The following is a 14,764-nucleotide window of genomic DNA, read 5'->3' on the forward strand; positions in this document are numbered from 1 at the left end:
CGCATGTGACCCGCGCCTGGGTCCTGCACCCCGATATCAAGGCAGACCGTGATCGCCGCGATGCGGAGATGGCGCTTGAAGAAGGCGTGGCCCTGGCCGCCGCTCTCCCCGACCTCGAGGTCGTGGGGAGCGAGGTTGTGCCGCTGCGCGACCCGCATCCCGGCACGCTCTTCGGCTCCGGCAAGATTGCCGAGCTGAAGGAGCGTCTCAAGGAGGCCGAGGTCGAGCTGGTGCTCGTCGATGGCCCGGTGACGCCGGTGCAGCAGCGCAACCTCGAAAAAGAGTGGAAGGTGAAACTTCTCGACCGGACCGGGCTGATCCTCGAGATCTTCTCGGACCGCGCCGCGACCCGCGAGGGTGTGCTGCAGGTCGAGATGGCGGCACTGAGCTACCAGCGCACGCGCCTTGTGCGGGCCTGGACCCACCTCGAACGCCAGAGGGGCGGGCTCGGCTTCGTCGGCGGCCCCGGCGAGACCCAGATCGAGGCCGACCGCCGTGCCATCGACGAGCAACTCGTGCGGCTGCGCCGTCAGCTCGACAAGGTGGTCAAGACCCGCGCCCTGCACCGCAAGGCGCGCGCCAAGGTGCCCTATCCGATCGTCGCGCTGGTCGGCTACACCAACGCCGGCAAGTCGACCATCTTCAACCGGCTGACCGGGGCCGAGGTGCTGGCAAAGGACATGCTCTTTGCCACGCTCGACCCGACGATGCGGGCGGTGCAACTGCCGACGGGCATGGATGTGATCCTGTCCGACACGGTGGGCTTCATCTCCGATCTGCCGACCGAGCTGGTTGCTGCCTTCCGCGCCACGCTCGAAGAGGTGCTGGCCGCCGACCTCGTGCTGCACGTGCGCGACATCTCGCACCCGGGCACGATGGAACAGGCCGAAGACGTCTATGCCATCCTGCGCTCTCTGGGTGTCAACGAGGACGTGTCGCAGATCGAGGTCTGGAACAAGATCGACCAGCTTGATCCGGAGGATCGCGAGGCGGCGCTCGCCCGTGCAGCGCGCGACGAAGGCATCTTCGCGGTCAGCGCGATCACCGGCGAGGGGCTCGACGGGCTGCTCGAGGCGGTGACCGAACGGCTGCAGGGGGCCTCGATCGACGAGGACGTGCGGCTCGGCTTCGGCGAGGGCAAGCGCCGGGCGTGGCTCTTCCAGAAAGGGCTGGTGCTGTCCGAGGAGCAGGACGAGGAGGGCTACCTCCTGCACCTGCGCTGGACCGCAAAGGACCGCGCTCAGTTCGAGACGGTGTGACGCCTCTCCCTCAGGAAAGACGTGCCCCTAGAACAGGGGTTTGTCGGCGGCGAGGATCATCTTCGCCGCCTTCAGCCGTGCGCGCTGGCGCAGCGACGGATCGGCCGGCGTGCGCGCCCAGGTGCCGAGCGCATAGGCGCGCTGCGCGAAGAGCCGGGCGGCGGGAGCGGTGATCTCGTCGCCGTAGCCGCGCGCGAGAGCGGCGGCGAAGCGCGGGGCATCGGGCTCGGGCGCAGAGGCCAGCGCGTCGATCAGCAGGGCAACCAGATCGCGATAGGGGGCGTCGGGCGCATCGTTCTCGAAATCGAGGCCCCAGAGCGCGCCCTCGGCGCTGACCAGATTGGCAAGGTGCAGGTCGCGGTGGGTGACGGCGCGGGGGGCGGGCAGGCCACGGGCTTCTGAAAAGAGCGCTTCGAGCCCTGCAAGGGCGTGGGAAAAATTCTCGATGTCGGGAAAGGCGTCACCGCCCCTTTGTGCCCGCCGCAGCCGTCCGGCGAGCCAGTCAAGCTGTCCGCGCGGGCGCAGCTTGCCCGGCTCCAGCGTCGGGCGGTGCAGCGCGGCGAGCCAACTGCCCGCGGCCTCCAGATGCAGCTCGCACTTTTCGGCAGGCAGTTGCGGCCAGAGCTCGGCGAAGCTCGGGCCCGGCGCATAGGCCATGCCCAGCACCAGCCGCACGTCGTCGAAGAACAGCACCTCGGGTGCGCGCCACGGTCCTTCGTGCATCTGTGCGGCAACGGCGCGCTGCCGCGCGGCCTGCGCGCGGGCCTTCTCGGCAGAGGCAGGGGCGAAGACCTTGACCACCAGGTGTTCGCCGGGGTGGGCGGCGCAGAAGACCTGCGCGCGCATCGGACGGTCGAGGTTCTTAAGGCAGCCAAGTCCATAGGCGCGGCCGGGACGGTGGTGTGCCAGGACCTCGCGCGCCAGCACCTTAGCCTCAAGCCGGGTCAGGCGCGCGGGGTCGGTCACGGTTTCACCAGATGCGTCACGCCGACCGAGGCGGCGCGGGCGAGGTTCTCGTCCAGCGACATGGGGATGTATTCGCCGCGGCGCCAGAGCGTGCCCATGTCGTCGTAATGGCGCGACAGCAGGTGGCCCGACTCGCCGGTCGAGATGACGAAGACCGAGCTGTCGGGATCGGCGAAATCATAGACCCCGCGGTAGGTGGCGCCATGCACGTTGGCAAAGGGGTCGGGGCCGCTCCCTGCGGTCACGCCGCGCTGCAGGGTGAAATCGCCGCCCGAGGTGGTCTGGCGGATGTTGACGAAATAGTTCAGCAGCGGCACGTCGCCCAGCACGCTGTGCTTGTGCGTGACCTGGTGCGCATCGCCCCAGCGCAGGCTCTCGAGCTGCGTGCCGTAGCGCTCGCCGACCCAGACCAGCGCGTCGTCCAGCGCCATGCGGGCGATGTCGGTGCAGGTCTCCTTGGGGGCCGAGCGCAGCACGTCGCACCATTTTCCGGCACCGCCGATGTTGCGGAAGACGCGCTCGATGAAAAGCGGGTCGACATGGGTGTATTCATCCGCCAGCGGGCCGATCTCGTCGCGGATCAGCCGGTCCTGCAGGGCGCGCAGCCAGGCGGCGTAGATCAGTGGCTCGGGCATGTGCTCGTTCATTTCGCCGTTCCACTCGGCCAGCAGGTCGAGCGCCCGCTCGCGCTGGCGCAGCGGGGTGCCCTCGGGGGCGGCCTCGCCGGTGAACCAAAGGTCGCGGCCGATGAGCGGCAGCAGCGTGCGCGCGGCGGGCGAGACGGTGTCGAGCTGTGCCTCGATGAAGCTGTCGCGGGTGTGCACCTCGCGGCCCTGCATCAGCGCGCTCCAGCGCATGATCCGCTGGCTGTCGCCCCAGTCGAAGCTGACGTGATGGGGGAAGGGGCGGTCGACGATCTTGTTGTTGGTATTGCCCAGAATGCCGCCCTTGGGGTCCTTGAACACCGGGTTGTCGCTGTCCGGCAGAATGCCCTGCCAGCGGTTGGCGGCGATCCAGCCGGGGCTCGGCATGCGGCCCTGCGTCTGGCTCTGCGGGTCGCGCTCTGGCATGGCGCCGATCAGCTTCATCGCGATATGCGCATCGTCGACCAGGGTCAGCATTTGCGAGGGGGCGACGAAGGCCTTGCTGGCCTCGAGCGCCTCATCGACGTTCTGCGCCTTCATCAGGCCGATGGCGGCGGTCATCGAGCTGTCGCGGTCGCTGAGCGCGGTCCAGGCAAGCGAAACCACGTCGCCCTGCGGGGTGATCCGGTCAAGGTCGAACGCCTTGCGCGGCAGCACCGGGCCATTGTCGGTCCAGCGCAAGGTGAGCGTGACCGGCGGCGCGCCCTTGATGTCGACGATCGAGCGCCGGGTGCGGAAATTCTTGAACCCGTCGGGCGTGCGGTAGCGCTCGGGGTTCTCGGGGTCCAGCTCCTCGATATAGAGGTCCTGGTCGTCGAGGTAGGACGAGGTGAGGCCCCAGGCGATATGCTCGGAGCGGCCGAGCATGACCGCGGGCACGCCGGGGATGGTGCCGCCAATGACGCCGCCGGTCGAAAGCTGCAGGCGTGCGAGATACCAGGTCGATGGCGCGGTGAAGCCGAGATGCGGATCGTTGGCCAGCAGCGTACCGCCTCCCGCGGAGCGGTCCGGCGCCGCGGCCCAGGCGTTGGAGGCGCCGGCCATGCCGCGCGGCGCGACGGGCATCATCGCGGGGGAGGGGCGGCTTGCCTCGGCGAAGCGCGGCAGCCGCTTCTCCGGAAAGAGCGCGGCGTATTCCGGCAGCTCGGCGATGGCCGGGCCGGGGATGTCGGGCAGGATGTCCTGGATCATCTCGGGCTCGGGCAGGGCAAGCGAGGTGCGGGCGCGCAGAATTTCGTCGCGGAACTGCCCCGAGAGCTGCAGGGCCATCAGCTTGACGATGGCCAGTGAATCCGCTGGCTGCCAGGGCGCGATCGGGGCGTTGAAGAGGAAGAACTCGGGCGCGCCACGGCCAAGGCTGTCGGAGTTGATCTCGTCGATACGCGCGTTGACCCCGGCGGCATAGGCTTCGAGCGCGTCGCGTGTCTCACCGTCCTGCGCTTCCACCGAGAGGCGCGCCTGGGTGTAGAGGTCGAGCCGGCGCATCAGCGTGTCGGTGTCGACGGTGCGGCGGCCAAAGAGCTCGGACAGGCGGCCCTGCGCGGTGCGACGCAGCAGGGTCATCTGCCACAGGCGGTCCTGCGCGTGCACGTAACCAAGGCCGAAGAAGACGTCGCGGTCGACTGGCGCGAAGATATGCGGCACCCCGGCGTTGTCGCGGACGATCTCGATGTCGCCGGCGGTGCCCGAGACCTCAAGCGTCTTGTCGTAGTCGGGCAGCGAGCGCGAGGCCAGGTAATAGGCCAGCGAGACGCCGACGACGGCCAGCAGGATCGCCACGCTGACGAGCCTGAGAAGCCAGCGGAAGAGTGTTGCCATGTTCTGCCCCGAGTTTGCCCGCTTGGATTGCCCGCTCTTGACGGGCTTACCCAAGACCCGCCCCCTTGCCAAGGGGCGGGCGAGGCGCGACAACTCCCGCAACGACAAACGTAACAGGAGGTTGATCCATGGCGAAATGCGCATTTCTGGGGCTTGGCGTGATGGGGTACCCCATGGCGGGGCATATGGCCAAGGCCGGTCACGAGGTGACCGTCTACAACCGCACCGCCGCGAAAGCCGACAAATGGGTCACCGAATTCGGGGGCAATATGGCCCCGACGCCGCGCGAGGCGGCGGAGGGCGCCGATTTTGTCATGGCCTGCGTCGGCAATGACGACGACCTGCGCGGGGTCTGCCTCGGCAAGGACGGGGCCTTTGCCGGCATGGACGAGGGCGCGGTCTTTGTGGATCACACTACGGTGTCGTCGATGGTCACCCGCGAGCTCTGGCACGTGGCCAAGGACAACGGCTTCGGTTTCGTCGACGCGCCGGTCTCAGGTGGCCAGGCGGGCGCCGAAAACGGCCAGCTGGTGGTGATGTGCGGGGGCGACCAGGGCGACTATGACGCCGCCGAGCCGGTGATCGACGCCTATGCCAAGATGTGCAAGCGCCTCGGCGACAGCGGCGCGGGCCAGCTGTGCAAGATGGTCAACCAGATCTGCATCGCCGGGCTGGTGCAGGGGCTCTCGGAGGGCCTGGCCTTCGCCGAGAAGGCGGGGATCGACGGGCGCGCGGTGGTCGAGGTGATCGGCGGCGGCGCGGCGGGCTCGTGGCAGATGGTGAACCGGTTCGAGACGATGCTCGACGACAAGTTCGAGCATGGCTTCGCGGTGGACTGGATGCGCAAGGACCTTGGCATCTGCCTTGCCACCGGCAACGAGATCGGCGCCTCGCTGCCGGTGACGGCGCTGGTGGACCAGTTCTACAAGGACGTGCAGTCCATGGGCGGCGGCCGCTGGGACACGTCCTCGCTGATCAAGCGTCTCAAGGCCTTCGACTGAGCCTCAGTAGCTCGCGTGCGGGGCGGTCTCTGGTGCCGCCTCGCCAAGCGCGTCGGCGGCCTGCGCCTTTGCGGCACGGGCAGCCCCGGCCAGAAGGCCAACGTCGTTGGGGCCGACGATGAAGCGATACCCCGCCTCGCGCAGCTCGCCGTAGCCTCGGCCCGGACCAGCGACGCCGGTGATCGTGCCGAGCAGAAGCCCGCCGTCGAGCGCCGCCTTTTCCGCCTCGGCGATCTTGGCGCGGACGTCGGGGTGCTCGGTCTGCTCGAGCAGGCCCATGGAGGCGGCAAAATCGTTCGGGCCGACGAAGGCCATGTCGATGCCCTCGACCTTGGCGATCTCGGCGACTTCCGCGACCGTGTCCACATGCTCGACCTGCGCCATCAGAAGCAGCTCTTCATGCGCGTTGGCGCCATAGCCGGGCAGGTTGCCCCAGTTGGTGGCCCGTACGATGGGGGCGGCGTAGCCCCGCCGTCCGCGCGGCGCGTAGAGGCAGTAGGACGCGATCTCGCGCGCCATCTCGGCGGTATGCACCATCGGCACCATGATCGAGCGGGCGCCGCGGTCGAGCGCGCGCTTCAGCGTCGCCTCGGATGCGTCGGGCACGCGGATCACCGCCTCGCCGCCGGCCCCCTCGACCGCGCGCAGCAGGTTCAACCCCGCCTCGAGCCCCGCCGAGCCATGCTCGCAATCGATCACCAGCACGTCCCAGCCGCTGTAGACCAGCAGCTCGGCCACCTCGGGCGAGCCCAGCTCGAACCAGGCCGCGGTGACCGTTTCTCCGGCCCTGAGCCGCGCCTTGAGCCTGTTTCTTCCGGTCATGAAGTTCTCCTCGTCTGTGCCGCGGCGATGTGTCCGGGGCAGGTCGGGCCGAGTTGAATACGCAGCGCGACGCAAGGTCAATAGATGTGGTATACCAAAAATGCGCGGGCGGGATCACCGGGGTCCGCGGCGGGCACGGCGGGTGTCTAACGCGGGGCGCCGCGACCGCGCGAGATGGCGGCAGCCCTGTGGATGAAATCATGCAGCCGTCACATTCCATATTGTCATTGGGGCGGCGATGCCCCTATGGTACCCATTAGGCCAGTGGGTTTTGCGCCCTCCGCGTGACACTGTGCCAAAGAGTTTCGCTGCTTCGGAGCCGTCCGCCACAGGACCCCGGGCAGACCGATCAGGCCGCAAGGCCAAGCACATTGCCCGGACCGCCCAAGGCGACGGGCCGCAACAAGGCACCGCGAGGCGTTTCGCCCTGACGGTGTCGGAGAAGAACCGCGATGAAGCGCGCGACGCAGATCAGGCACCTGGGCGAAGACAGATTGTCTTCCCGTGCCTGCGCGCCGCTCACCGCCCAGACAAGCCACGCCACATCACCTCGCAGCCCGGCTCCGCCCGGGTGTCTGGCGCATGTGCCGTGCACACGGAAAACATGGCAAAGAAAATGCTCATCGATGCCACCCACGCGGAAGAGACCCGCGTTGTGGTGGTCGACGGAAACAAGGTCGAGGAATTCGATTTTGAATCGGAAAACAAGCGCCAGCTAGCAGGCAATATCTACCTGGCGAAAGTCACCAGGGTCGAGCCCTCGCTGCAGGCAGCCTTCGTGGATTACGGCGGAAACCGCCACGGCTTCCTCGCCTTCTCGGAAATCCATCCCGATTATTACCAGATCCCCGTTGCCGACCGTCAAGCGCTGATGGAGGAAGAGGCTGCGCTGGCGGCCGAAGAGGACGAGGACGACAAGGAAAAGTCGCGCTCGAAGAACGCGCGGTCCCGCACCCGCCGCTCGCGCTCGCGCAGCAAGGCGGAGCAGGCGAGCACCGGCGACAAGCTGGTCACCGGCGAAGTCTCGGAAGAGGTCACGGGCGACGTGTCCGAGGGCATCTCGGGCATGGAAACCATCGACCTCGGGGATGATGTTCTCGACACGCGCGACGACGAAGGTCTGTCGCCGATGGAAACCGTAGCCGAAACACCGGTCGAGGAGCCCGTCGCCGAAGAGACCGATCTGAAGGCGCCGGACGAAGCCCCCGAGGCCGACGATCAGGACGATGACCACGAGCTCGACGCGGCGAAGTCGGATGACAGCATCGAGTCCGTCGCCGATGACGACACCGAGGAAGACATCCGCCCGGCGCGCAAGCCGCGGGCGCGGAAGTACAAGATCCAGGAAGTCATCAAGGTCCGCCAGATCCTGCTGGTGCAGGTCGTCAAGGAAGAGCGCGGCAACAAGGGCGCGGCGCTGACCACCTATCTGTCGCTCGCCGGTCGCTACTGCGTGCTGATGCCGAACACCGCCCGTGGCGGTGGCATCTCGCGCAAGATCACCAATGCTGCCGACCGCTCGAAGCTGAAGGAGATCGCGCAGAGCATCGACGTGCCGAAAGGCGCGGGGCTGATCATCCGGACCGCTGGCGCCAAGCGCACCAAGACCGAGATCAAGCGCGACTACGAATACCTGCAACGCCTCTGGGAGCAGATCCGCGAGCTGACGCTGCAATCGGTGGCGCCCGCGAAGATCTACGAAGAGGGCGATCTCATCAAGCGCTCGATCCGCGACCTCTACAACCGCGAGATCGACGAGGTGCACGTGGAAGGCGAGCGCGGGTACCGCAACGCCAAGGACTTCATGAAGATGATCATGCCGTCCCACGCGAAGAACGTGAAGCACTACCTCGACCCGATGCCGCTCTTCGCGCGCTACCAGGTCGAGACCTACCTCGGCGGCATGTTCAACCCGACCGTGCAGCTGAAGTCCGGCGGCTACATCGTGATCGGCGTCACCGAGGCGCTGGTGGCGATCGACGTGAACTCGGGCCGGGCCACCAAGGAAGGCTCGATCGAGGAGACCGCGCTGAAGACCAACCTGGAGGCCGCCGAAGAAGTGGCGCGCCAGCTGCGTCTGCGTGACCTTGCCGGGCTCATCGTCATCGACTTCATCGACATGGAAGAGCGCAAGAACAACGCCGCCGTCGAGAAGAAGCTGAAGGACAAGCTCAAGACCGACCGCGCCCGCATCCAGGTCGGCCGCATCTCGGGCTTCGGCCTTCTCGAGATGTCGCGCCAGCGCCTGCGCCCGGGCATGATCGAGGCCACCACGCAGCCCTGCGCGGCTTGCCACGGCACCGGCCTGATCCGCTCGGATGACAACATGGCGCTGAACATCCTGCGCCAGATCGAGGAAGAGGGCGTGCGCCGCCGCTCCCGGGAGGTGCTGGTGAAATGCCCGGTGGGCATTGCCAACTACCTGATGAACCAGAAGCGCGAACACGTCGCCCAGATCGAGGCGCGCTACGGCATGGCCGTGCGCATCGAGGGGGACACGCATCTTGTCAGCCCCGACTTCTCCATGGAGAAGTTCAAGACCGCGACGCGCAACGTGCCCGAAGTGGTTGCGCCGGTCGTCTCGGCGACCGCCTCGCTCATGGACCAAGTCGACGAGGATTACCCCGGCGAGGAAGACGAGGACGAGGAACTGATCGAAGCGGAGGCAGAGGCCAAGGCACAGTCCGAGGCCGACAGCGACAATGGGTCCGGCGACAATGGGTCCAGCGACGAGGATTCCGACGGCAAGCCCAAGAAGCGCCGCCGCCGCCGCCGCCGCTCGCGGTCGAAGAACCGGGATGGCCAGAACGGCGACGAGACCGGTGCTGACGACGAGGGCAACGGCGAGGCCAAGCCCGAGGCGGACGGCGAAGCGGTGCGCCAAGTGGCCGCCGCGGAGATCGCCGAGGCTGCGGCAGAAACTCCGGCAGAAGCTCCGGCAGAGGCTCCGGCTCAAGCCGAAGCCGCGGATTCTCCCGCCGCCGAGGAGGCGCCCGCCGAGAAGCCCAAGCGCACCCGCCGCTCGCGCAGCCGAAAGAAGGCCGAGCCCGAGGTGACCGAGGTCGCCACCGAGGAAGCGCCGGCTGAAACCCCGGTCGAAGCCCAGCCCGAACCGGGTGTGGTCGAAGCTGCGGGTGAAGCGCCGGTCGAAGCCGAGGCCCCCGCAGAGACACCGGTGGAACAGCCGGTTGCCGAAGAAGCGGCTGCGCCCGCAGAGGTGACCGAAACCGCCGTCAATGCACCGGTCGCTGAGGCGCCTGCAGAGGCCGCCGGGGAAACGTCCAAGGACACCCCGGTCGAAACCGAGGTCGAAGCCCCGGTTGCCGACGAGGTGGCTGAAGAGGTCGCTGAAGTGCCCGTCGCCGAGGAGGCCAAGGCCGAGCCCGAGCCCGAGCGCACCCCGGAGCCCGTCGCCGCCGAGGCGGACGACGCGTCCAAGCCCAAGCGCAGGGGCTGGTGGAGCCGCTGAGGCCGCGCCGACAGAGCTAGAGAAAACGCCCCGGCCCGAGCGCCGGGGCGTTTTGCGTTTCGGAACCGTCGCTCGCGGGGCAGGCGGCGCGGGCGGGGCGTGGCCCGCGCACATCATTTCAGACGGGGAACGCAGACGTGAGGCGCTGCCGGGTGACGAGGCGCGCCTGATCGCCTATTCGGAGGGCATGTTCGGAATCGAGATCATCGACGCAAGCCTGCTCCCTGCCATGATCGTGGCGCTTTTCGGGGGGGTTATCTCGTTCCTGAGCCCCTGCGTTCTGCCCATCGTGCCGCCCTATCTCGCCTTCATGTCGGGCGTGTCGCTGCAGGAGATGCAGGCCGGAGGCAGCGCCCGCTGGCGCGCCTTCATAGCGGCGCTCTTTTTCGTGCTGGGGCTGTCGACGGTCTTTATCCTGCTGGGCTTCACCGCCTCCTGGCTCGGCACCTTCTTCTTGCAGAACCAGATCCTTCTGGCGCGGATCTCGGGTGTGGTGGTGATCGTCTTCGGACTGCATTTCCTGCATGTCTTCCGCATTCCCTTCCTCGACCGCGAGGCGCGGCTGGACGCGGGCGAGGCGGGCGGCTCGGCTTTTGGCGCCTACCTGCTGGGCCTCGCCTTCGCCTTCGGCTGGACGCCCTGCATCGGCCCGCAGCTCGGCGCGATCCTGTCGCTCGCCGCGACCGAGGCCTCGGTCGCCCGGGGCACGCTGCTGCTGGGTGTCTACGCGCTCGGTCTGGGGCTGCCGTTCCTGCTGGCGGCGATTTTCCTGAGCCGTGCCATGGGGCTGATGAACCGGCTCAAGCGCCACATGAAGACCATCGAGCGGGTCATGGGCGTGCTGCTCATCGTTGTCGGCCTCGCGCTGCTGACCGGCGCCTTCTCGGCCTTCTCCTTCTGGCTTCTCGAGACCTTCCCGGCGCTCGGCCAGCTCGGCTGATCCCGAGCCACACCCGCCCCGCCTCGTTTCACCACCATCTTGCCCTTGGCGCCCGCCGCGGGCATCGTCCGGGCAGGGGAACGAGGGCACCGGTATGAGGGACAGCGACAGGGTTGCGCGCAGGCGGGTGTTCTACATCCCCGGCTACGATCCCATTCACCCGCGCCGCTACCGCGAGCTCTACCGCAAGGAGGGCGCGGCGCAGGCAGCGATCTCGGGCTATGCGCTGTCCCTGAGCCCCAAGACCGGCGGCGGCGCCTATGGCTGGCACGTCGAGGCCGAGATGGACGGGGCGCAGGTCGCGGCGGATGTCGAGGTGCTCGTCTGGTCCGACATCGTCCGGTCGAGCATGTCGAATTCCGTGCCCGCGACTTACCTGCAACTTCTGTTCACGGCGTGGGAGTATATCTCTACCGGTGCGCTCTTCCGGTTGATGCGGCTGCGCAAGGGGCCGGTGATCGCGGCGCTCTACCCGGTGGGGATGCTGCTGCTGCAACTGGCATTGGCGCTCTGCGCGGGATGGGCGGTATACGCGCTGGCGGTGCGCGGCGCGCCCTGGATCGGTCCTGCGGCGCGGCCGCTCGGTGGCGGCTTGGCGCTGGCGGCGATCTGGGGGCTGCTGCGCTGGTTCCAGCGCAAGGACGGCAAGCTCTTCGCCTATTACCTCATGCACGATTATGCCTATTCCGCCCGTCACCGGGGGGCGATCCCGCCCGAGCTCGAAGCCCGCATGGCGCAGTTCGGCAAGACCATCGCCATGGCGCTGCGCGAGAATGTCGATGAGGTTCTGGTGGTCGGCCACAGCTCGGGCGCGCATCTGGCGGTGTCGGTCCTTGCCGATCTGATCCGATCGGGCAGGGTGTCCGACGAGGGGCCGAAGCTGGCCTTCCTCAGCCTCGGGCAGGTGGTGCCGATGGTCTCCTTCCTGCGCGGGGCGTGGCGGCTGCGGGCGGACCTTGCCTATCTTTCGACCCGGGCCGAACTGACATGGGTCGATGTCACCGCGCCCGGAGATGGCTGCGCCTTTGCGCTCTGCGATCCGGTGGCGGTCTCGGGTGTGGCGCCCGAGGGCAAGCACTGGCCGCTGGTCTTCTCGGCGCAGTTCACCCGCTCGCTCAGCCCGGCGCGCTGGAAGGAGTTGCGCTGGCGCTTCTTCCGGCTGCACTTCCAGTATCTCTGCGCCTTCGACGCGCCGCTGGACTACGACTATTTCCGCGTCACCGCCGGGCCGATGACGCTGGCGGCGCGCTACGCGCAGCGCCCGCCCTCGGCGAGCCGACTGGAGACACCGGTCAATCGGTTTGCGTCCACCGAGCCCGCCGGCTCCGGAACCCGCGCCTCATGATCCCCCCCAAGCCAAAGTCCCGTCCCGACAAGGTCTCGCTGCTGCGCTATCTGAAACTCTTTCGGGCCGACCTTCTGTCGGCGCAGCCCGCCCGACTCTACCGGGCATGGATGGCCGAGTTCCGCACGCCCTTCTTCCGCTCCTACATGATCAACCAGCCCGAGCTGGTGAGGACCGTGCTGAGGGACCGGCCCATGGACTTCCCCAAGTCCGGGCGCATCGCCGAGGGGCTGAAGCCGCTGCTCGGCAATTCAGTGTTCCTCACCAACGGCGAGACCTGGCAGCGGCAGCGCCGGATCATCGACCCGGCCTTCGAGGGCGGACGGCTGAAGGAGACCTATCCGGCCATGTGGCAGGCGGCGCAGGCGGCGCTGGCGCGGCTCAAGACAGAGGTCGGCGCGGGGGCCGAGGTCGAGATCGAGGAACACACCAGCCACGCCGCCGCCGACGTGATCTTCCGCACGCTTTTCTCGCTGCCGATCGAGCACGCGGTGGCGCAGGAGGTTTTCCACGAGTTTCGCGCCTACCAGCGCACGCAGCCGATCCTGAACCTTGCCGCCTTCCTGCCGCTGCCGCGCTGGATGCCGCGGTATCATCGCCGCTCGACGCGATCGGCGGCGCGGCGCATCCGGGGGCTGATCACCGGGTTGACCGCCGCGCGGCAGGCCGAGATCGCCGCGGGCCGCGCGCCAGATGATCTTGCGACCAAGATCATGACCACCGCCGACCCGCAGACCGGCGCGCGCTTCAACACCTCGGAGATGGTCGACCAGGTGGCGATCTTCTTTCTTGCCGGGCACGAGACCTCGGCCTCGGCGCTGGCCTGGGCGCTCTGGCTGGTGGCGGCGCATCCCGACTGGCAGGAGCGGCTCGCTTCGGAGGCGCAGGCGCTCGGCGACACGCCGGACTTTGCCGATATCGCCAAGCTCCGCCTCTCGCGCGACGTCTTCCGCGAGGCACTGCGGCTCTACCCGCCGGTGCCGATGATGGTGCGCGAAACCACCTGTCCCGAGCGATTTCGAGATCGCGATTTGCCAACGGGCGCGCAGGTGGTGCTCAGCCCCTGGCACCAGCACCGGCACGAAAGGCTCTGGGACAATCCCCACGGCTTCGACCCGGCCCGCTGGGGCACCGCCAATGGCAAGCACTGCGCGCGCGAGGCCTACATGCCGTTTTCCGCGGGGCCGCGGGTCTGCACCGGGGCGGGATTTGCCATGGTCGAGGGGGTGCTGCTGCTCTCGCTGATCCTGCGCGACCTGAAGCTGGAGATCGTGCCCGGGAAGACCCCGGAGCCGGTCGCCTTTCTCACGGTGCGGGCGCGCGACGGCATATGGCTGCGCATCTCGCCCCGCTAGCGCTAATGGTAGCGTTAAAGCTCGGCTTCGATCTATCCAACGTCCGCGGCTTGGGCTAAGCCTTTGGTAACCCGATTTTAACGATCTTACAGAGGATCCTCCATGGCACAGGACAAGGCCGTTTTTGCAAAGCAAAAAGACCAGATGGCGCACGGCAAAGGCTTCATCGCCGCGCTCGACCAGTCCGGCGGCTCGACCCCCAAAGCGCTGCTTCAGTACGGCGTCGAGGAGAGCGAATACAACGGCGAAGCCGAGATGTACGGCGAGATCCACAAGATGCGCACGCGCATCATCACTGCCCCCGACTTTACCAATGACAAGGTGCTCGGCGCGATCCTCTTCGAGCGCACCATGCGCGGCGAGATCGAGGGGCTCCCGACCGCCCAGTACCTTTGGGAAAAGCGCGGCGTCGTGCCCTTCCTGAAGATCGACAAGGGTCTGGCGGATCAGGAAAACGGCGTGCAGGTGATGAAGCCGATGCCCGGGCTTGAAGAGCTGCTGAGCGACGCGGCGCAAAACTTCGGCATCTTCGGCACCAAGGAGCGCTCGGTGATCCACGAGGCGAATGCCGAAGGGATCGAGGCCGTGGTTGCGCAGCAGTTCGAAGTCGGCCGCGCGGTCATCGCCGCGGGCATGGTGCCGATCCTCGAGCCGGAGGTGAACATTCACTCCGAAAGCAAGGAAGAGGCAGAGAAGATGCTCGAGGCGGCGCTCAAGGTGCACCTCGACACGCTGGACGAGGGTGAGGACGTGATGATCAAGCTGACCATCCCTTCGATCGCCGGTCTCTACGACGGTCTCGCCGATCATCCGCGCGTGGTGCGCGTGGTGGCGCTCTCGGGCGGCTACACCACCGACGATGCCTGCGAGCGCCTGTCGAAGAACAGCAAGATGATCGCCTCCTTCAGCCGCGCGCTCGCCGAGGGCCTGTCGAAGAAGCAGTCGGACGATGAGTTCAACGCGCTTCTGGGCAGCAACATCGACAAGATCTACCAGGCGTCGCTCTGAGCTGCTGAGCGCCCGATCGCGAGCGGCCCGGACGGGCCAAGCACACCCGGCCTCTTCCAGAGGGGCCGGGTGTTGTCGTTTGGCCCCCCGCGGGCGTGACCGGGTGTGAGCCCTGCCGGGTGCTGCGGGTGGAACGC

At 67.7% G+C, this 14,764-nt stretch carries 10 protein-coding genes; 7 read left to right on the plus strand and 3 right to left on the minus strand.

All coding sequences use genetic code 11. The features are described 5' to 3' along the window. Positions 1-5 precede the first annotated feature (5 nt). Complete coding sequence (gene hflX / locus G0D83_RS22895; protein ID WP_164197049.1) at positions 6-1,259, plus strand: GTPase HflX; 1,254 nt, start codon at positions 6-8, stop codon at positions 1,257-1,259. Between the two features lie 27 nt (positions 1,260-1,286). On the opposite strand, the gene G0D83_RS22900 is transcribed toward hflX, so the two are convergent. Together G0D83_RS22900 and G0D83_RS22905 are read right to left on the minus strand one after the other, a co-directional pair. Beyond that, the gene (locus tag G0D83_RS22900; protein WP_164196933.1) at positions 1,287-2,225 is read right to left on the minus strand and encodes a phosphotransferase; all 939 of its coding nucleotides are present in this window, start codon (positions 2,223-2,225) and stop codon (positions 1,287-1,289) included. Further along, the gene (locus G0D83_RS22905) at positions 2,222-4,687 is read right to left on the minus strand and encodes a penicillin acylase family protein (RefSeq protein ID WP_164196934.1); all 2,466 of its coding nucleotides are present in this window, start codon (positions 4,685-4,687) and stop codon (positions 2,222-2,224) included. Before G0D83_RS22905 ends, G0D83_RS22900 begins: the two co-directional genes overlap by 4 nt. A 128-nt stretch (positions 4,688-4,815) precedes the next feature. Between G0D83_RS22905 and G0D83_RS22910 the strand changes: the two genes are divergently transcribed. Next, entirely contained in the window at positions 4,816-5,688 is an 873-nt protein-coding gene (locus tag G0D83_RS22910) for an NAD(P)-dependent oxidoreductase (RefSeq protein ID WP_164196935.1), read from the plus strand. Between the two features lie 3 nt (positions 5,689-5,691). Here the strand turns inward: G0D83_RS22910 and G0D83_RS22915 are convergent, their stop codons facing one another. Beyond that, on the minus strand, positions 5,692-6,510 hold the full coding sequence (locus G0D83_RS22915) for an HpcH/HpaI aldolase/citrate lyase family protein (RefSeq protein ID WP_164196936.1): 819 nt from the start codon (positions 6,508-6,510) through the stop codon (positions 5,692-5,694). Between the two features lie 604 nt (positions 6,511-7,114). Here G0D83_RS22915 and G0D83_RS22920 point away from each other — a divergent pair. The 5 genes from G0D83_RS22920 to G0D83_RS22940 all read left to right on the plus strand — a co-directional run bounded on the left by G0D83_RS22920 (position 7,115) and on the right by G0D83_RS22940 (position 14,627). Next, complete coding sequence (locus G0D83_RS22920; protein WP_164196937.1) at positions 7,115-9,979, plus strand: ribonuclease E/G; 2,865 nt, start codon at positions 7,115-7,117, stop codon at positions 9,977-9,979. 187 nt (positions 9,980-10,166) lie between these two features. Beyond that, positions 10,167-10,919: a cytochrome c biogenesis CcdA family protein gene (locus tag G0D83_RS22925; protein ID WP_164196938.1), complete on the plus strand. Its 753-nt coding sequence runs from the start codon at positions 10,167-10,169 to the stop codon at positions 10,917-10,919. Between the two features lie 94 nt (positions 10,920-11,013). Beyond that, positions 11,014-12,264, plus strand: a complete 1,251-nt coding sequence (locus G0D83_RS22930; RefSeq protein WP_164196939.1) for a hypothetical protein — start codon at positions 11,014-11,016, stop codon at positions 12,262-12,264. Further along, positions 12,261-13,619 (plus strand): cytochrome P450, encoded by a 1,359-nt coding sequence (locus G0D83_RS22935; protein WP_164196940.1) that lies wholly within the window; start codon positions 12,261-12,263, stop codon positions 13,617-13,619. The genes G0D83_RS22930 and G0D83_RS22935 overlap by 4 nt, the downstream gene beginning before the upstream one ends. A 102-nt stretch (positions 13,620-13,721) precedes the next feature. Further along, the gene (locus G0D83_RS22940; RefSeq protein WP_164196941.1) at positions 13,722-14,627 is read left to right on the plus strand and encodes a fructose bisphosphate aldolase; all 906 of its coding nucleotides are present in this window, start codon (positions 13,722-13,724) and stop codon (positions 14,625-14,627) included. Positions 14,628-14,764 lie beyond the last annotated feature (137 nt).

It is taken from the genome of Salipiger sp. PrR003, assembly GCF_010500785.1.
Taxonomy (GTDB): Bacteria; Pseudomonadota; Alphaproteobacteria; order Rhodobacterales; family Rhodobacteraceae; genus Salipiger; species Salipiger pacificus_A.

Bases quoted from the DNA above. Each gene is read 5' to 3' on its own strand.
- G0D83_RS22905 (WP_164196934.1), bottom strand. From the start codon at position 4,687: ATGGCAACACTCTTCCGCTGGCTTCTCAGGCTCGTCAGCGTGGCGATC.
- G0D83_RS22910 (WP_164196935.1), top strand. From the start codon at position 4,816: ATGGCGAAATGCGCATTTCTGGGGCTTGGCGTGATGGGGTACCCCATG.
- G0D83_RS22915 (WP_164196936.1), bottom strand. From the start codon at position 6,510: ATGACCGGAAGAAACAGGCTCAAGGCGCGGCTCAGGGCCGGAGAAACG.
- G0D83_RS22920 (WP_164196937.1), top strand. From the start codon at position 7,115: ATGGCAAAGAAAATGCTCATCGATGCCACCCACGCGGAAGAGACCCGC.
- G0D83_RS22925 (WP_164196938.1), top strand. From the start codon at position 10,167: ATGTTCGGAATCGAGATCATCGACGCAAGCCTGCTCCCTGCCATGATC.
- G0D83_RS22930 (WP_164196939.1), top strand. From the start codon at position 11,014: ATGAGGGACAGCGACAGGGTTGCGCGCAGGCGGGTGTTCTACATCCCC.
- G0D83_RS22935 (WP_164196940.1), top strand. From the start codon at position 12,261: ATGATCCCCCCCAAGCCAAAGTCCCGTCCCGACAAGGTCTCGCTGCTG.
- G0D83_RS22940 (WP_164196941.1), top strand. From the start codon at position 13,722: ATGGCACAGGACAAGGCCGTTTTTGCAAAGCAAAAAGACCAGATGGCG.